Genomic DNA, 18,039 nt, shown 5'->3' with positions numbered 1-18,039 from the left:
CTTGCGTTCGGTCGTGGTGAAACCTTCGGTGGTCAGCAGGTCCAGGTGGGAGTCTTCCAGGGAGACAGGGAGGATTGCAGGTGCCCATGGCGCGCGAGGAAATAGTGCTCCTGCGGGGTGCTGGCCGGGATCGTCCGGTCGATGCTCAACTCGGTGAGCACATCCAGGGATTCGAGGGTGGCATTGAGGCGGTTGTAGAACCGGCGCTTGGGATGCCCGTTGAGGTAATTCAGGCGCTGGGCCGCGCCGGTTTTCAAGCGTGCGGCCATCGCCTCCAGGGTGTCCTCGATGGCAATCATCGCCTGGGCATGGCGCTCGGACACGGCAAAGTTGGTTTCCAGCAGGTCGTTGACATAGCGCAGCGCCTGCACATCCTGGGCGCTGCCTTGCAGCTCGATCAGCGATTCGCCCTGCTCGGACACAAACGTGGCCAGGTACAGGGACGACAACTGGCTGACGCGAATTTCATCGGTGGCCAGGATCGACTGATATTGCTCCACACATTGCCCTTCGTAGTCGAAGCGGCTGTCCACGGCTTTCATCCGCCCGTAGGCCTCGATCAAGGCGCGCCGTTGTTGCAGCAACTCGGCGGCGGCCGCATCGAAGCGCTCCTGAAACACCTGGAACCCGGCCCTGGCCCGGGAGCGCTGGGCGACGCTGGCGAGGTGCTCGGCCACCCGCGCCGGGTCGTCAGGTGCGCTGCGCAAGCGGGTGCGGGCCAGACCCAGGGCGTTATGGGCCTGCTCGAACTTCTGCCGGGCGGCATCCAGCACCTGGTCGATAGGCTGCAGGCGTTTGATCAGGCCGCTGACCTCATCACTGATGCGATTGATCTCCTCCGACGCTTGGGTGCGCTGCTGGTCGATGTGGGCCAGCTTGGCCTTGAGGCGGTTTTTCGGCCCGCCGCCGCGCAGTTTAAGACCCAGGTCCAGGCCCCATTGGCCCTGGGCATTGCGCACCAGCACGAAGCCTGGATGCTGCGGTTTCTGCGGATGGATCAGCCACACCTCACCCAGGTCCGCGGCGATGTTTACCCGAAACAGCAGGCCGCCCACCGAGGCATGCCATTGCTGGTCGATGCGATACAGCCCTTTGAACATGCCGGCGTCCAGCGGCTCGGGGGCCGGCACCGGCCATGGCACATGCAGTTCGCGCAGGGCTTCGAGCAGGCGCCGGCGGCTGGCGTCGCGGGCGTTGGAATGGACAAAGTCGACCAGGGTGCGGTCGCCGGCCGGCGGCTCTGCGGGCAGGCCCACCGGGCCCAGTTCCACTGGTGTGGCCGGACGGGGCGCAAGGCCTGGCGGGCGCTGCAGGGCCGCGAGGGTGGCCGGTAAGGCGGGCTCCGAGGGTAACTCGAGGGTCGGGTGTTGCCGGGGGGCCATGTGCAGCAGGATCAGGCCGATGTTGAGCAGCACGTCGACCCAGGCCAGTTCGCGGGCGGCGGCGTCGTCGCCGTGCAGGGCGGCCATATCGTGCCGCAGGCTGACCGCCAGTTGCACCATCCAGCCTGCAACCAGCGCCGGCCCGCGCAGCAGCGGCAAGAGCAGGGCGTTGAACAGCAGCCAGCCACCTTCGAGCAACACCGCCCAACGGCTTTCGGCATTGGACACCGCGTCGCGATCCGCCAGGTCCACCAGCGCCCGGGCGTTGCTGCCGTAGAGGTACTGGGTCAGGTTGCCGGTGGCCAGGCATTGCGCCAGGGAACCCTCGACTTCGCTGCCATTGAACTCCTGTACCAACTGCGCGGGCGGCGGCGCCGGCCACTGCACCGTGTCGTCGCCCTGGCCGAAGCGCAGGATATGCGGGCTGCGGAAGCCGCCGTGGCTGTAGATCGGCCGGGCCTTGTCGCTCATCCAGGCCAGCACGCTGTCTTGCAGTGCACCGGGCTGGGCGATGGCGTCGAACAGGGCCGCGCGGCTGGCGAATTGCTGCAACGCGTCAGAGTACAGCGGGCGATAGAGAATCGACGGCCCGGCGTCGATGTCACGGGGTTCGATGATAAACATGTTGCCGACGATATCCGGCACGGCAGCGGGCTTGCGGGCGAAGGCCAGCGGGCGCATCACGATGTCGAGGGTGTCGACCACGCGCCCCGCCGCGCTGGCGTGCAGCACCGCCTTGACGTAGCGATACCCCAGGAAGTTGAAGCCCTGTTGCCCGCGAATCGCCAATTCCAGGGCCTGGTGCGGCAGTTGCACGGTCAGCGCCTGGCCGAACAGCGTCTCACGCCGGCGTACCTGCGGGGTGTCGCCCAGCAGCAGGTCGCGCAGCTGTTGCGGGTAGCGCCGGCCGATATCCACTTGGCGGATCAGGCCGGGCGTGCTGTGGAACAGGCCTTTTTCCCCGAGGATATAGTCCTCGGTCAGCCAGGCCGGGAGGACGGCCCCGGAAGTGTCCTGCAGGGTCATGCGGCCGTGCGGCGCGGCGGCGAGGTTCTTGATCGCCAGCTCGGTCAGGCCCAGGGTCACCGGTGCCAGGTAGCCGCTGTGCAGGTCACCCACCGGGACGTGGAAGGTCAGCCGCAGGTTGTCCGGTTCCACGCTGGCGCCAGGGTGGTCGCGGCGCATCTGCTCGCGCAGGGTGCGGGAGGCAAAGGCCGGCAGGCTCTCGACCCCGTCCAGGAACGACGCCCCGGCCTGCAGGCGTTGCAGGCGGGCCTGTTCCAACAGCCCTTGGCGATAGGCGAAACGCTGCTGGGCATTGGCGCTCTGCAGCCAGGCGGGCAACGCCGTCTGGATGGCGTCCTGATGTGTCGGGTCGGGTGCCGGCGCAGCGACAAAGGCGGCGCTGGGGTCTGTCGCCAGGGCAAAACGCTGCTCCAGGCTGCGCACGCCGTCGGAGGCGGGCAGGGCGATGGCTTCGAGGTCATCCAGTTGCTGGTTGAGCAACAGGGCGGCCTGGGTATCGAAGAGATTGCCATCGGGCTCGTAGCGCCTGACCACCACCTTGTCGACCTGCAACCGCTGGCTCAGGCGCTGGCCCCAGGCCTGGGTGAAGACCTCCAGTGAGGCGAATGGCTCGACGCTGCCCGACGCCTGGCACAGCAAGGCCTGGTGGCCTTGCACCAACAGCAGGTCGCTGCTCAGCAGGCGGGCTTCACGGCCGTGCCGGATCACACAGGCTTCCAGGCAGTAAGCATGCACAAATCCGTTGGGCCCGGCCTGGCGTTCACGTCGGTCAGGCTGGCGGGTCACGCTGTCCAGCATGTTCCGAGGCGTGCCGGCGGGCAGCAGGCTGGCGCTGCTTTTGAGGGTGTCCGCCAGTAGATCGCCAAGCCATTGCCAGCGGCTGCTACCGGTGTCGGCAGCGCCGTTCCAATAGGTGGCCAGGGTTTGCTGAAAAGCGATGGGCAGGGTGAAGGCCAGGTCCAGGATCAGCCGTTCGATCACCGCCATGTCCGGCTCGCGGGGGCCATTGGCCTCATAGGTCAAGCGTGAGGGCGGGCGCTGGGACAGGAAGCAGCGGCGTTGGTCGACCACCTGCGTCAGGTTCAGGGCCGTACCATTGCCCAGGTGCTCGAGGACCACATCGGTCAAGCGCCTGAGGTCCCAGCCGCGCCGCTGGTTGGGGGTGGCCAGCTTGAGGGTGGGCAGGTCCAGGGGCAGTGCCGGGAACTGTTCCTGCAGGCGTTCGTGCAGGTGCCGTTCGACCACCTGGCGTAACGTCGGGCGTGTGGCGAACTGCTGGGTGACCGCGAGGGCCGGGGTGTTGCTGCGGTGGGCGAAGTGCAGCGGCCCTGTCGGCGGGGCGTTTGAAGTGTCTGGCATAGGAGATTCCATTCTGTGGGGAGTTCGCCCCCAGAATGGCAAGCGCCGGCCGCTGCCGTGCGGTAGCCCGCTATCGCGACACGACGGCGTGGCCGGATTGGCCTATCATCAGCGTTTTTTCCAGCGATGAATGAGCCTGATGACTGCCGCTTCCCTGCTTACTGAACTCCACACCAGCGACATGCTCGAAATCGATGGGCTGCATGCCTTTGATTTCAGCCTCGACGATCAACAGTTGCTGATCAAGAGCATGGACGGCCGGGCCGAGAAACGTTGGTCCTTCAGCCTGGTGCAGGTGCAGGCCGCAACCTTCGATGACGCCTTGCAAAGCTGGACCCTCACCGGTGATTCGGGCGAGCACCGCCTGGTGTGCATGGCCGCCTTCACCGGCAACAATAACGACGAGGAAGACGAGCATGATGATGCGTAAATTCTGGCCGCTGCTGATGGCCGGCAGTGTGGGTGCGATGTCGGTGCAGGCTGCACCGGCGGACACCTATGAGTTGCTGGTGGGCAGCTACACCGCCGGCTCCAGCGAAGGCATTTATCGCCTGCAATTCGACAGCCGCACCGGCCAGTTCCAAGGCAAGCCGGTACTGGCGGCGAAGTCCGCCAACCCTTCGTGGCTGACGGTCTCCAAAGACCAGAAGCACCTGTTTGTGGTCAATGAAAACGGCCCGGGCCAGCAAGACCCGGTCGGCCGCGTCAGCAGCTACCGCATCGACCCGAAGAATCATCAGCTCACCCTGGTCAATCAGGTGCAGAGCCTGGGCAACGAGCCGACCCATTCCAGCGTCGCGGCGGATGGGCGCTACCTGTTCGTCGCCAACTATTCGGTGCTGGAAGATCCGGGCGGCAGCCTGGCGGTGCTGCCGGTGGATGCCGAGGGCAAGCTGTCGGCACCGGTGCAGTTGAGTGCACACCCGGCCAGTCGCGTGAACCCTGAGCGCCAGGCCTCCAACCATGTGCATTCGGTGGTGTCGTCGCCGGATGGCAAGTACGTGTTTGTGCAGGACCTGGGGGCGGACAAGCTGTTCGCCTATCGCTACGACCCCAAGGCCAACCACGAGCTGCCGCTGACCCCGGCCGATCCGGCCTTTGTGCCACTGCCACCGGGCAGCGGCCCGCGTCACCTGTTGTTCAGCGCCGATGGCAAGCATGCCTGGCTGACCACCGAGATGAGCGCCCAGGTTGCGGTCTTCGATTACACCGATGGCAAGCTCAGCCAGACCCAACTGGTGGACTTCGCCGCCGGCCAACCGGTATCCGACAAGGCCGGCGCCGCACTGCACGCCTCCAGCGATGGCAAGTTCCTGTACGTGAGCAATCGCGGCACCGCCAACCAGATCATCGTATTTGGCGTGGACCCGGCCACCGCCCACCTCACGGAGCTGCAGCGCCGCAGCGTCGAAGGCGACCACCCGCGGGAGTTCAGCCTCGATCCGAGCGGCAAGTTCCTGCTGATCGCCAACCAGAAGAGCAACGAAATCGTGGTGGTCGAACGTGACCCCAAGACCGGCCTGCTGGGTAAAACCGTGCAGAAACTGCCGATCGATGCCCCCAGCGACCTCAAGTTTCTGGTGCGTCAATAAGCCACAGGCCCCGCCATGCGGGGCCTGACCCTTAGTATTAATTGTATTAATAGCGGCTACTGTTTCAAAGCATTTCTAAGGTTCAATCCTCGGGCGTAAGTTGGGTTCCAAGGCCTTCCCCGGCCATCCAACCGAACGAACACAAGGGTTACCGACATGAACTTGAATCTCTTCTCCGTCATCGCCGCCTCCGCCGTTTCCGCCACCGTCGCCCTGCCTGCCGCCGCCAGCGTGGAAGTCAGCGGCAAAAAATCCAGCACCAGCGCCTACACCCAGAAATACCTGCAACAAAGCGCCAACTTCTACGCCGCCCTGGATCACAAGACCCAGCAATGAGCGCTGATTGACCCTGCACACAAGCAGACGCCAAACCACTGGAACGTAAACGCGCGTTCGAGTGGTTTGGCGTTTGAGCAGCTGTCGAAGAAAAAAATGAGGTAATGGCGCATTGCCATGTGTTTAAATTGACGCTTAAATATTGACGCGCTCTTTCATGGAATCGACAGCATGGCACTTCGACTCGCCGCACTTATCCTCGCCCTTTATTCCACCCCGATCCTGTCATCCGTGCAGTTGACGGACGGCGAACCGGAGATCGCTCGCGAGCGGTTGTTGAGTCTGATCGAAGGCTAAGTCTTCGCCATCACGCCGATAAACAGGGGCGATTGCAGGAATTCTTCCAACCAGCGTTGCAACGCTTTGTACGGCGTACCGGCAAACCATTCGCGGTCCACGTGGGCAAACTGCCGTATAAACGGCGCGAGCGCCATGTCCGCCAGGCCAGGGTGGTCGGCCAGCAGATAGGCGCGAGTGGCCAGCAACCCCTCGAGCTTCTGCAAGAACACCTCGCCTTCGGCTCGATAGTGTTCCACCGGCTGCTCGGGATAGCGTTCGGGGTACTTGTATCGATTCAAGTGATGTTTAAAGGTTGAATCGTTCTCGGCGATCAGCTCAAGTACCGCCGGATCCCCCTGCAATAACCAGTTATCCGGATCATGCCGGGCCAAGGCCCATTGCATGATTGCCAGGCTCTCGTCGATCACCACGCCATCCACCACCAGCACCGGCACCGTGCCCTTGGGCGACAGTGCCAGCATCTCCGCCGGCTTGGCCTTGAGGCTCACCTCGACAATCCGCACCGCCACCCCCGAGTAGCGCAGCGCCAGGCGTGCGCGCATCGCATAGGGGCAGCGCCGGAACGAATACAGCAACGCCTCGCTCACTTGACCTCCAGGGTGCTCAGGCCATTGCCCTGGCGCTTGACCTGGATCTGCACCGGGATGCGCTCGTGCATTTCCTGCACGTGGGAGATCACCGCCACCTTGCGCCCCTGGGCCTGCAAGCCGTCGAGGGCGTCCATGGCCAATTGCAGGGACTCGGGGTCGAGGCTGCCAAAGCCTTCGTCGATAAACAGCGATTCGATCTTCAAGGTGCTGGAGGCCATCGATGCCAGGCCCAGGGCCAAGGCCAGGGACACCAGGAACGTCTCGCCGCCGGACAACGAATGCACCGAGCGCAGTTCATCGCCCATTTCCGTGTCCATCACCAGCAGGCCCAACATGCTGCCGCCGCGCTTGAGACGGTAGCGGCGCACCAGTTGACGCAGTTGCACGTTGGCATGGTGCACCAGCAGGTCGAGGTTGTAGGCCTGGGCGATCTTGCGGAAGGTGTCGCCGGTGGCCGAGCCGATCAGTGCGTTCAGGCGTGCCCAGCGTTGCCACTCGTCATAGGCCTTGGCGATCTGTTCGGCCAGGGCACTGTTGGCGTCCTGGCGACGCTGGTCTTCGGACTGGCGCGCGCGCAGTTCGGCGCAGTGTTTTTCGCCGTCGGCCAAGTGTTGATTGAGCGCAGCCAGGGCGCCGTCGAGTTGTTCGGCGTCCAGGTTGCCGTTGTGCAGGGCCTGGTGTTCGGCGAGGCGTTGTTCGCGTTCCAGCAGCAATACCTTGGCTTGCTCGACGGCTTTTTCGCTGCTGTGCAGATGCTCGCGCAGCGTGGCGATGTGTGTGTCATCGAACGCCAGCAGACGCGCCAGGCCCTCGTCATCCAGCTCGGGGTGCAGGGCGCGCCATTCGGTGGTGCGGGCATCGAGGCTGTGCTGTTCGGCTTCGAAAGCTTGCTTGCGCTCCTGCTGGGCCTTGAGGTCGGCGGCCAGCTGGATCAGTTGGTTGCGGATGTCCTGCAACTGCTGGTTGGCGTCCGTCTCGCTCTGGCGTGCCTGCTCCACGGCCTGTTCCAGTTGCTGTTGCCAGTGTTCGGCGCTGGCGTGCTCGCCCAGTAAGGCCCCGAGTTTTTCCTGGGCGGCCTGCTGCTGCGTGGCCAGCTCGGTAAATTGCTGGTTCAGGGCCTCGAGTTGCTGTTGGCGATGTTGTTGATGGGTCTGTTCTTTCTCGATGGCCTGCTGGCGTTCCTGCTGCTCGGCCAGCTCATCCTTCTGATGGCCCAGTTGTTCAAGGCGTTGGCTGACCTGCTGGTCCAACTGCATAAAGGTCGCGGCCGGGTCGCTGCGCAGGCCTTCCAGGGTGTCGGCGGGGAGCAGGCTGGCGAAGGCGTTGAGTTCTTCGTCGAGGCGCTCGCGGTCGTTGGACAGCTCGCGCTGCTGGTCCACCAGCAATTGGCGCGCCTGCTGGCTCGCGTCCTGGGCGGCTTGCAGTTGTTGCTGCAAGCGCCCGGCGTTTTGCTGCAGGTTGAGCAGGGCGCCCTGGCGCTGTTCGTCCTGGGTGATGCTTTGGCTCAGTTGGCTGAGTTGCTGGGCCAACCAATGGCTGCGTTTGGCTGCGTCCTGATTGAACAGCGAGGCTGCCAGTGGGTGCGCGTCCAGGCTGGGCTGGAGCGCCTGCTGTTGGGTGACCAGCTGTTCCTGTTGTTGCAGGAATTCTTTTTGCTGGGCGATCAGGCCGCCGACTTCACCGCGCAGTTCGGTGAGTTTTTCCTTGAGGGTATCGACCGCTTTCTGCGCCGTGGCCTCTTCGTTGTCGTCGTGGCGCCCGAGGCTCTGCAGCAAGGCTTCGGGCTGGTGGTACGGGTGCTCGTGGCTGCCGCACACCGGGCAGGGCTGGCCGTCCTGCAATTGTTCGCGCAATTCCTCGACGCTGGCACTGCGGGCCAGGCGCTGACGCTCCAAGAGTTGCTTGGTCACCGTCAGGGTCTGTTCAGCCACGGCCAGCTCGGCCTTGGTTTGCAGGCCGGTCTGGTTCAGTTGGTCGCGTTGCCGGGCGGCATCGGCGAGCTTTTGCGTGAGGGCAACGGATTGCTGCTCCAACTGCTGCTGGCTGTCCCACAGGCGTGACAGGTCTTCGAAGGCGCGCTGCTGCTTGCGATTGTCCTGCAACAGGCTGGCCAGCAGTTGCACCTGTTCGGCCACGGCATGGGGTTCGGCGCCGGCTTCTTGATACAGCAGGTCGAGGGCTTCGCGTTGCTGGGCAAATTTTTCTGCGGCGCTGGTAGCACGCTGTTCAAGGTCTGGCAGTTCGGCCTGGCCTTTTTTCAGGCGATTACCGATCAGCATCAACTGTTGCAAGCGATCGCGGTAGGCGTTCCAGGCATCGCCCAGCGGCGCGAGGGCGCTGCTGCGCTCCAGTTCGGCGGCGAGGCGTTGCAGGCGCTCGTCGACTTGTTTTTGCTTGTCGAGCAAGCCATTCAAGTTGGCTTGACCTTCAGTGCAGGCGGTTTGCGCCAACTGTTTTTCAGACGCAAATTTGCCCAGGCTCTCGGTCAGGTGGGCGAGGGTGTTTTGCGCATCGAAGGCTTGGCGTAGCAGGGGCGCGGCGGCAGTTTGTTGCTGCTGTGCGTCAACCAGCGCCGTCTGGGCCGCGGTCTGCTGTTGTTGCAGTTGCGCCTGGCGGGTCTGCAGTTCAGCCTGTTGCTCGGTGTACTGCTGAATCTGCGCGGCCAGTGGCGTCAGCAAGGTGAGCAGTTCAGCCCTGCGCGCAAACTGATGGCGCTGCGGTGCCAGTTGGTCGAGGCGGCTCAGGTCCTGGCGCTGCGTGGCCTGGTTGTCCCACTCCGCTTGCGCACGCTGGAGCTGCTCGGTGGCACTGCGCTGGCGGTCCTGCCATTCGCGCAGTTCCTTGAGCCAGGTGTGCTGTAACTCCAATTGCTTGAGTTGGGCCTGTTGGGTCTTGAGCTGTTGCTGGGCCGCGTCGAATTGCCGGTCCAGTTCGGCGCGCGCCTCGGGGGCCAGGGGCACCACGCCGGTGGCCTGGTCCTGCAGGTGTTTGTGCGCGTCCTTGGCGTCCTTGGCCTTGTCGAACGCACGGCGGCCGAGCTGGGTGTACAGCGCGGTGTCGGTGAGCTTTTCCAGCAGTTCGCTGCGTTCGTTGTCGTTGGCCTTGAGGAAGGCGCTGAACTCACTCTGGGCCAGCAGCACGGCGCGGGTGAACTGCTCGAAGTTCAGGCCCAGGGCCAATTCCAGCTGGGTCTTGTATTCGGTCTTCTGGCTCGCCAGCAGTTGGTCGCTGTCCAGGTCGATCAGGCTCTGCCGACTGTTCTGCAATTTGCCGCTGGCCTTGTCGCGGGCGCGATTGGCTTCCCAGCGCGCCCGGTAGCGACGGCCGCTGACACCGACAAAGTCCACTTCGGCGTAGCCGCCACCGGTGCCGCGCCGGATCAGGGTGCGTGGATCGCCGATGGAGATATCGCTGTCGGCATCCGGCATCTTGGCCTGGCCGGTATCGCCCAGGCGTGGCACGGCGCCAAACAGCGCCAGGCACAGGGCATCGAGCAGGGTGCTTTTACCGGCGCCGGTCGGCCCGGTAATCGCGAACAGCCCGGCACTGGCCAGGGGCTCGGCGGTAAAGTCGATCTCGAACGGGCCGGCCAGGGAGGCGAGGTTTTTCAGGCGAATGGCAAGAATCTTCATGGCTGTTCACCTGCCTGTTGCACTTCCTGGAGCAGCACGGCGAAATCCTTCAAGGTCTGTTCATCCACTTCACTGCCGTAGCTGTCCTGCCAGGCACGGCTGAACAATTCCTGGGGCGTGAGCTGGTCGAGTTCGATCAGTGCGTCTTCGTTGCTGTCGTCGCGGCGGCCTTGGCCGGCGTATTCGGCGGCGATGCGCACCAGGCGTACGGCCTTGCCTTGCAGGGCGGTTTCGATTTGCTGGCGCAGGTCCGGTTGCGGTTCGTCGAGGCGTACGCGCACTTCCAGCCAGGGGTGGCGCTGGGTTTCGGCGAGCAGGTCGATGTCGGGCAGTGCCTCCAGGGCCTTGAGGATGTCCGCCAGGGGCGCGGCTTCCAGGCGTTGCAGGTTGACCGAGCGGGGAATCAGCAGCGGTTCGACGCTGACCAGTCGTTCGCCCTGGAACGTCACATCGAGGATCTGGTGCTTATAGCCAATTTCGGAAAACGACAGCGGTATCGGCGAGCCGCTGTAGCGAATGCGCTCCTCGCCATTGACCTTTTGCGGCTTGTGCAAATGCCCGAGGGCAACATAGCCGACACTTTTGTCGAACAGTTTGGCCGGCAGCGCCTCGGCATTGCCGATGATCAGGCTGCGCTCGGAATCTTCCGACACCGAACCGCCGGCCATGTGCGCATGGCTGATGGCAATCAACGCCTGGCCTTTCTTGCGTTTGGCGTTGGCCGCCGCGATCAGCCATTCATGGACCTGGCCGATACCCTGCAGGTAGTCGTCACCCAGGTGGGCACCGGTGACTTCCGCCGGGCGCAGGAACGGCAGCGCCAGGCACCACGCGGCGACCTTGCCCTTGGCATCCGGCAGGGGAATCAGCAGGCGTTCGGCGTCCAGCTGGCCGTCGTCCAGCCACAGCACGCGGCCCAGCGCATGGGTGCGCAGGCGCCGCATCAACGGCGCGGGCAGCTCGATCCGCGAGCCGGAGTCGTGGTTGCCGGCGATCATCACAATGGTCAGCTTGGGGTTTTGTTCGTGGGCGCTGATGATGAAATCGTACAGGCGCTCCTGGGCCTTGAGCGGCGGGTTGACCGTGTCGAAGATATCGCCGGCGATCAACAGCACATCGGGTTGCTGGGCCGCGATCTGGCGCAGCAGCCACTCGAGGAAGCAGGCGTGTTCGAAGTCGCGTTCCTGGCCGTGGAGGTTTTGGCCCAGGTGCCAGTCGGAGGTGTGGAACAGACGCAAGGCGAACTCCGTAGAGGAAAAGAGGATGAATGGCCGCCGAAAACAAAGCAGGGCGATAAAGCTGGAGAGTTTACCTGTAAATACCCTGTTACCAGGCGCGCTTGGAACTGACCGCTGATGAACATGCACTCAAAACAGGTCCCAGCTGAAGGTGGGATACCTATGAACTGTTTGAAGGATAAATTGAATATGATTGAAACTAATCCCGGTGGTGATCACCTTCGTTACTCGTTCACCTTACCTCCCCTACATCATCAGACGCCGGAAAGAAAAAGCGAGTCAAAGGAAAAGCCAATGACTCCCAGGGAAGTGCTTGAAAGTGTGACCAATGGAAAGCGCGATCAAAAACTGGCTGAGGCTGGCGCTGATTACGCGCGGTTTATGGTCAACTGGTTCGATTCCGGAAAACCCACATCATAAGGAGCCGATGCAGGAGTGCTCATCGGCATTGTCTGCCAATCAGTAGGGCCTGCTTTAACGCCTTCGTGAACCTTTAGACGGTGGATGTCCTTTGATTGATTATTTCCACGCCCCACGCGGGAATATTCAAAGGAGGGTGTCCACCCTGGATGCGGCCCGCCGCTCCGTCGGCGAGGGTGGTGGCGTTGCTGATCAAATGCACGTCCTGCAATTTTAACGGGCTCTGGATTGCTGGCCTTTAACAATGCAGGTCCAGGCAGCACGAGTCAAATCTGGGAGGGCTTATTTGGGATACAGCGGCGGCAAACTGGTGGTGTCCGTCGCCGGGTCCTGCTCGCGCTCGGCCATGGGGATGGCCTTGACCGCACGCCACAGCTCTTCGCCCAGCCAGTATTGACCGCTTTCGCTGTACAGCGCGCCATTGAGCCCATCCAATGCATCCGACAACGGCACGAACCGTGCCGCCATATCCGCCAACGTTTCCGGCTGTTGCCGCGCCCAGGCATCCAGCGCCTGGCGGGTGGCCTGGGGGTCGTTGGCCTGGGTGGCACGCTTGAGGTCGTCGAGCAGGGTGCGCGGGCTCGGGCCGGTTTGCGTGGCGCGCAGTACCGCCGGTTGCCGACGGGCCCGCCACCACAGGCCGAAGCCCAGCAGGGTGGTGCAGGCCAGGAGCAGGGTGCTGAGTTGCCACAGCCACAGGCGGCTGTCGTCCGGTGCGGTGATGATGGTTGGGGTGGCCGGCGTGTCCACCGCCAGGCTGGGGTTGTTGGCCACTTGCAGGGTGCGGGCCGGCAGGCTGGTGCGTTCCAGATGGTCCTCGTGGGTGTTCCACCACACCACCTCGACGGCAGGCAGTTCCAGGGCGCCGACCCGGTTGGGCACCAGGGCCTCACGGTCCTCGCGACTGCCGATCAGGCCACGGTCACTGGTCTGGTTGCCGAGCACCGGCTGGTCCGGGTAGCGGCGCAGGCCGTTGATGTCGGTGCTGGGCAGGGCCGGCAGTTGGGCGCTGGACAGGCCCTCGGCCTTGACGGTCAGGCTGCGGGTCAGGGAGTCGCCGACTTGTACATGTTCCGGCTCCGGGTTCCAGCTCTCGGTGAGCGTGAGGCTGCGGGCCGGCAGCCAGGGGGCATCGACGGGGTACAGCGCGGGCTTGGGCTTGACCGCCAGTGGCAGCGCCGCCGAACTCACATGGATCAGCTTGCCGGGCTTGGTGCCCTGCAGCGTGTTTTCCTGGGGCGGACGCGACTCCACCAGCGTGGCGCTGAACGTCTGCGACGGAATCTCCAGGGTGCCGCTGTGCTGCGGGTAGATCGCGTAGCGGGTTTCGATCACGCCATGGCGGATGCTGTTGATGACCTTTTCGTAGGTGCGCGACTCGCCCAACTGTTCGACACGGGCATCGGGGATCTGCAACGGCGTGAGACTGCTGTCGTCATACAGCGACACCGAGTGGTACACGCGCACGGTCAACAATGCCTGGGCCTGCACATAGACGCTGGTCTGGTCGAGGTTGGCTTCGACAAACACCGGGGCCAGCTCGGCGTTGGTGTCCTGGCTGGTGGTTTCCAGCACTTGCAGGCTGATCGGCTGGGTCGTGTACTCACCCACTTGCAGTGGCGGAATCACCACCGTGCCGTTCTGCTTGGGCAGCAGGGTAATGATCCAGCGCGTGGTCGCATGGTTATCGCCACCCAGTGTCGTGAGTTGGTTGAGCTGGCGCGTGCCGCTGACTTCGAATTGCGCATCCAGGGGCGACAGGTCGGGCTTGCCGAACTGGGTGACATCGCTGGATTCCACCGTCAGTTCCACCGTTTCCCCGGAATTGAGACGGTTGCGGTCGACGCTGGCGACCAGGCTGGCCGCCTGGGCGTGGCCTGCCGACAACGCGAGCAGAAGCAGAAGGGTGGTGCGGCGGCTCATCGAGTCTTGTCCTGATGCTGTTGCTGTTCGTACCAGAATTTGCGTCGCAGCAGTTCGCCGGGATTGTCCGGGATCTCCTGCAGCCATTGTTCCAGGGCCTGGCGGTGTTCACCGTCGAGGTTGGCGTCGGCAGCAAGCAGCGGCGGGGTGGTGGTGTGCTCATCGCCCAACTCGCTGCCCGGCACGTCGTTGCCAGCGGCTGGCGGCGGGGTGCCGGCCTGGGTATCGCCGCTGCCGGCTTCGCCCTGGCCCTGGGACGACTGCTCGCCACCTGTGGCATTTTGCCCAGTGGCGCCCGGTTGCGCAGTTTGGCCGGGTTGGGTGGTTTCGTCATCCTCGTTTTTTGCCTGCGTTTGCGGCTCGGGTTCTGCCTGTTCCTGGATCAGGGCTTCTACCAGGGCCTTGTTTTTCAGTGCCGGTTGCAGGTCGGGCTGGGCTTCCAGGGCTTGTTCGTAGGCGTCGATGGCCGCTTCGAGTTCACCGGACCTGGCCAGGGCGTTGCCGCGATTGTAGTGGGAATAGGCGTCATTACCCTCGGCAAACCGCTTGATGGCCTCGGCATAGTTGCCGGCCTCGTACAGGGCGACGCCTTGCCATTGGGCATCCTCGAAATGTTCGGCGGCTTCGGCGGGGCGTTTCTGCTTGAGCAGGTATTGGCCTTGCTGGTCCGGACGCAGCCACAGATCCTGGAATTCAAAGGCATAGCTGGGTTGGGGCGAGCCCAACAGCAGCAGCGGTAGAAAGAACAACCAGCCGCGCCGCCCGGCGCAGGCGGCCAGCAGCAACAGCGGCAGCAGCAGCCAGTAACCCTGGTCGGCCCAGGTGTCGAGGTGCAGCAACTGGCCGTCATTGCGCAGGGCTTGGGGCGGGTCCAGCACGCCGAGCTGGCGCAGGTCTTTATCGTCCAGGCGTGCGGCCCGGTAGCGTCCGCCCATTTCGCTGGCGAAGGCCTTGAGCGTCGGGCTGTCGAGGCGCGGTACCAGGATTGCGCCTTGTTCGTCCTTGAGGAATTCGCCGCTTTCCTGGGTCACCGGCGTGCCTTCACGGCTGCCGATGCCCAGGATCGACAGGCTCGGCGCCTGGTTGCCCTGCAGCAGCAGGCGAATGCCCTGGCGTTCCTGTTTGGACAGCGATGAGCCGACCAGCAGCAGGCGACCCTGGCCCAGGCCGCCATGCTTGAGCAGGTCCAGGGCTTTCTCCACGGCCAGGTCGGCGCGGTGGCCGGACTCCGGCATGATCGAGGGGCGCAGGGCCTCGAGCAGGTTGCGGCTGGTGGCCAGGTCGTCCGACAGCGGCACCAGGGTGTGGGCGCTGCCGGCATAGACGACGATGGCGGTTTGCGCATCGCTGCGCGCCTGCAACAAGTCGTAGAGTTTGCGCCGTGCCTGTTCGAGGCGGTTGGGCGGGCTGTCGGTGGCGAGCATTTCCGGGGTCAGTTCGAGCAGCACCACCAACGGGTCGGAGGGTTTCTGGCTGGTTTGTTCAACCCGTTGCCAGCTGGGACCCAGCAACGCCAGCACCGCCAACAGCCAGGCGAGGCCCAGCAACACCCATGGCGATTTGCTTTCGCGCCCGCTGCCACCGCTGAGCAGTACGGCGTGGAAGGCCGGCGGCAGGATCATCTGCCAGCGCCCGGCGCGCTTTTGCCGGTGCCACAGCTGCCACAGCAACCAGCCAAGCAGCGGCAGCAGCAACAGCCACCAGGGGCGGAACCAATACGGCCACAGGGCGATCATCGACGCCTCCGCAGACGCAGGCGTTTAAGGCGCTGGCGCCATTCCGGATGCTGTTGCAGGAAGATCCCCTTGCTCGACAGTTTGTTGAACCCGCGTTGCAGAGCGTTGTTCGGCCAGCGTTCGTGGATCACCAGCAACATGCTCAGGATCAGCGCCAGGGCCAGCGGTCCGCTGTACAGCGCCTGCGCCGGGCGCGCCTGGGTCGGTTGCTGTTCGACGGGCTCGAGCTTGTCCAGTGTCTCCTTGATCGCTTCCAGCTCCTGGCCATCGCGGGCACGGAAGTATTGGCCGCCGGTGGCTTCGGCAATCGCCCTGAGTGCCGGCTCGTCGAGGTCCAGGCTCGGGTTGACGCCAAGGATGCCCAGGGAACCGGTTTGCTCGGGGTCGGCACCGATGCCGATGGGGTAGATCTTCACCCCTTCTTCGGCCGCCAGGCGCGCGGCGGTCAGTGGGTTGATCTGCCCGGCGTTGTTGGCACCATCGGTGACCAGGATCAATACGCGGCTTTGCGCAGGCCGCTGGCGCAGGCGTTTCAACGCCAGGCCAATGGCATCGCCAATGGCGGTGTTCTTGCCGGCGATGCCGATGCGCGCTTCATCCAGCCAGGTGCGCACGGTGCGGCGGTCAAAGGTCAGCGGCGCCTGGAGATAGGCCTGGCTGCCGAACAGGATCAGGCCCACGCGGTCGCCTTCGCGGCCTTCAAGGAAGTCGCCGAGCAGGTGCTTGACCAGGTTCAGGCGGCTGACGTCTTCGTCCTGCCAGTGCATGTCGGGGAAGTCCATGGAGCCGGACACGTCCACCGCCACCAGCAAATCGCGGCCGCTGGCGGCAATCGGCAGTGGTTCGCCCAGCCATTCCGGGCGCGCAGCGGCGGTCAGCAGCAGCAGCCACAGCACCACGAAGGGCGCCTGTTGGCGCCAGCCCGGCAGGTTCACCCGCGCACGGCGGCGGGCCAGGCTTTCGAGATCGCCGAGGTAGCTGACTTTAAGGGCGGGCTCGCCGCTGTCGGCCGCCGGCAGGATGAACCGCATCACCCAGGGCAAGGGCAACAGGACGAAGATCCACGGCCAGGCGAACTCAAACATGTTTGCGAATCCAGGTGTCGACCGCTTGGGTCAGGCCGGCGATGGCCTTGTCGTCGAGTTTGCATTCGGGTTTGTAGGCTCCCTCCACCAGCACCATCCAGCGCGTGAGGCCGGCGGCGGGGCAACGGTTGTCGAGGAATGCCAGCCATTTGCGGCCGTTGAGGGTATGGCTCTGGCTATAGGGATAGTCGTTGCGGCACAGGCGCTTGAGCAGGCCATTGAGCTGTTGCAGCCAGGCACCGGCGGGCGCGCCATCGTAGGGTTTGGGCATCAGCGCCAATTCCGCCAGGGCGGCGATGCGCAGCGGGTCCAGCGGTTGTTCGGCGCGGGCCAGGGGGCGTCGAGTCGGCAAGAAGCGGCGCAGCGACCACACCCCCCAACCCAGCAGCGGGATGACCAGCAGCAACAGCCACCAGCCCGGCGCGGGCGGCCAGAAGCCGATGGGCGGCGGGGCGATCAGCGGTTGCAGTTGGTCGAGGCTGCTCATTGCTTTTTAACCGGGCGTTGCGGGTTGAGGTATTCGCGCAGTTGTTCGACCATTTCGCTCTGGGTGCTCAGGGGCATCAACAGGATTCGCAGTTTCTGCGCGAGCAGTTCCCAGCGGGCGATGCGCGCTTCGGCCTGGGCCTTGTAGGCCTGGCGCAAATCGAAGTTCAGGGTATCCAGTTCCAATTGCGCCCCACGCTGCGCAAAACGCAGCAGCCCGGCGGCAGGGAGCGCGTGGTCCAGCGGGTCGGAGATCGGCAACAGCAGCAAGTCGCAATGGCGTGACAGCAGGCTCAATTGCTGCTCGGCGCCCTCGGTGAGGGCACGTTCGTCGCAGATCACGATTACCAGGCTGCCGGGACGCAGCACTTCGCGGCCACGGCGCAGGGCCATGCCCAGGGCGTCGGCCTCCGGGCGGCTTTCGGTGTCCAGGCTCTGGTTGACGCGCACCAGGCGGTTGAGCAATTGCAGCAGGCTTTGCTTGCTGCGGCGCGGCTTGATTTCGTAGTGCTCGTTGTCGCCGAACACCAGCCCGCCGACGCGGTCGTTGTGCCCCAACGCGGCCCAGCCGATCAGGCTGGCGGCTTGAGCGGCGAGCACCGACTTGAACATCTGCCCCGAGCCGAAAAACAGCCGGCAGCTTTGCTCCACCATGATGAAAATCGGTCGTTCGCGTTCTTCGTGGAACAGCTTGGTGTGCGGCTCCTGGGTGCGCGCGGTGACGCGCCAGTCGATGGTGCGCACGTCGTCGCCGGCCTGGTACACGCGCACCTGGTCGAAGTCGACACCGCGCCCGCGCAGCTTGGAGTGGTGCAGGCCGATCAGCGGGCTGCGCTGGCTTGGCGTGGAAAACAGCTGCACTTCGCGCACGCGGTGGCGCATCTCGATCAGCTCGCTGAGCGTGACGCGCACCCCATCGCTTGCGTTCATCGAC

General features: G+C 64.4%; 14 protein-coding genes. 5 read left to right on the top strand and 9 right to left on the bottom strand.

Annotated elements, in window-relative coordinates:
* Window positions 1-32 precede the first annotated feature (32 nt).
* Window positions 33-3,767 carry a dermonecrotic toxin domain-containing protein gene (locus tag FX984_RS04925; protein ID WP_146478017.1) on the bottom strand — a complete coding sequence of 1,245 codons (3,735 nt, stop codon included), beginning with the start codon at window positions 3,765-3,767 and terminating at the stop codon, window positions 33-35.
* Window positions 3,768-3,906: 139 nt separating this feature from the next.
* Between FX984_RS04925 and FX984_RS04920 the strand changes: the two genes are divergently transcribed.
* The 4 genes from FX984_RS04920 (at window position 3,907) to FX984_RS32930 (ending at window position 5,992) form a co-directional block, all read left to right on the top strand.
* A complete protein-coding gene (locus FX984_RS04920) occupies window positions 3,907-4,197 on the top strand; it encodes a DUF5629 family protein (protein WP_027608579.1) in 291 nt (96 codons plus the stop codon).
* Window positions 4,184-5,359 (top strand): lactonase family protein, encoded by a 1,176-nt coding sequence (locus FX984_RS04915; protein WP_027608578.1) that lies wholly within the window; start codon window positions 4,184-4,186, stop codon window positions 5,357-5,359. The genes FX984_RS04920 and FX984_RS04915 overlap by 14 nt, the downstream gene beginning before the upstream one ends.
* 156 nt (window positions 5,360-5,515) lie before the next feature.
* A complete protein-coding gene (locus FX984_RS04910; RefSeq protein WP_027608577.1) occupies window positions 5,516-5,695 on the top strand; it encodes a hypothetical protein in 180 nt (59 codons plus the stop codon).
* Window positions 5,696-5,866: 171 nt separating this feature from the next.
* Entirely contained in the window at window positions 5,867-5,992 is a 126-nt protein-coding gene (locus tag FX984_RS32930; protein ID WP_256097795.1) for a hypothetical protein, read from the top strand.
* On the opposite strand, the gene FX984_RS04905 is transcribed toward FX984_RS32930, so the two are convergent.
* The 3 genes from FX984_RS04905 to FX984_RS04895 are packed head-to-tail and all read right to left on the bottom strand — an operon-like array spanning window position 5,989 to window position 11,455.
* Entirely contained in the window at window positions 5,989-6,582 is a 594-nt protein-coding gene (locus FX984_RS04905) for a glutathione S-transferase (protein WP_146478018.1), read from the bottom strand. The two genes, FX984_RS32930 and FX984_RS04905, sit on opposite strands and share 4 nt — an antisense overlap.
* Window positions 6,579-10,217 carry an AAA family ATPase gene (locus FX984_RS04900; protein ID WP_146478019.1) on the bottom strand — a complete coding sequence of 1,213 codons (3,639 nt, stop codon included), beginning with the start codon at window positions 10,215-10,217 and terminating at the stop codon, window positions 6,579-6,581. The genes FX984_RS04905 and FX984_RS04900 overlap by 4 nt, the downstream gene beginning before the upstream one ends.
* On the bottom strand, window positions 10,214-11,455 hold the full coding sequence (locus FX984_RS04895; protein ID WP_092356830.1) for an exonuclease SbcCD subunit D C-terminal domain-containing protein: 1,242 nt from the start codon (window positions 11,453-11,455) through the stop codon (window positions 10,214-10,216). The genes FX984_RS04900 and FX984_RS04895 overlap by 4 nt, the downstream gene beginning before the upstream one ends.
* A 189-nt stretch (window positions 11,456-11,644) precedes the next feature.
* On the opposite strand from FX984_RS04895, the gene FX984_RS04890 reads away from it, so the two are divergent.
* Window positions 11,645-11,875, top strand: coding sequence for a hypothetical protein (locus FX984_RS04890; protein WP_133822098.1), 231 nt, complete (start codon window positions 11,645-11,647; stop codon window positions 11,873-11,875).
* Between the two features lie 282 nt (window positions 11,876-12,157).
* Here FX984_RS04890 and FX984_RS04885 read toward each other — a convergent pair whose 3' ends face one another.
* Genes FX984_RS04885 through FX984_RS04865 form a run of 5 tightly spaced genes read right to left on the bottom strand, consistent with a single transcriptional unit; the run spans window position 12,158 to window position 18,035 of the window.
* Window positions 12,158-13,798, bottom strand: a complete 1,641-nt coding sequence (locus FX984_RS04885) for a BatD family protein (protein WP_027608573.1) — start codon at window positions 13,796-13,798, stop codon at window positions 12,158-12,160.
* The gene (locus FX984_RS04880; protein ID WP_146478020.1) at window positions 13,795-15,534 is read right to left on the bottom strand and encodes a tetratricopeptide repeat protein; all 1,740 of its coding nucleotides are present in this window, start codon (window positions 15,532-15,534) and stop codon (window positions 13,795-13,797) included. Before FX984_RS04880 ends, FX984_RS04885 begins: the two co-directional genes overlap by 4 nt.
* Entirely contained in the window at window positions 15,531-16,619 is a 1,089-nt protein-coding gene (locus FX984_RS04875; RefSeq protein ID WP_146478021.1) for a vWA domain-containing protein, read from the bottom strand. Before FX984_RS04875 ends, FX984_RS04880 begins: the two co-directional genes overlap by 4 nt.
* Entirely contained in the window at window positions 16,612-17,106 is a 495-nt protein-coding gene (locus FX984_RS04870) for a DUF4381 domain-containing protein (RefSeq protein ID WP_027608570.1), read from the bottom strand. The genes FX984_RS04875 and FX984_RS04870 overlap by 8 nt, the downstream gene beginning before the upstream one ends.
* Window positions 17,103-18,035 carry a DUF58 domain-containing protein gene (locus FX984_RS04865; RefSeq protein ID WP_027608569.1) on the bottom strand — a complete coding sequence of 311 codons (933 nt, stop codon included), beginning with the start codon at window positions 18,033-18,035 and terminating at the stop codon, window positions 17,103-17,105. Before FX984_RS04865 ends, FX984_RS04870 begins: the two co-directional genes overlap by 4 nt.
* Between the last annotated feature and the right edge of the window lie 4 nt (window positions 18,036-18,039).

This window comes from Pseudomonas marginalis, from assembly GCF_008692035.1.
GTDB lineage: Bacteria > Pseudomonadota > Gammaproteobacteria > Pseudomonadales > Pseudomonadaceae > Aquipseudomonas > Aquipseudomonas marginalis.
Note: the sequence above shows the minus strand (reverse complement) of the source record. Positions and strands in the feature narration are given on the sequence as shown.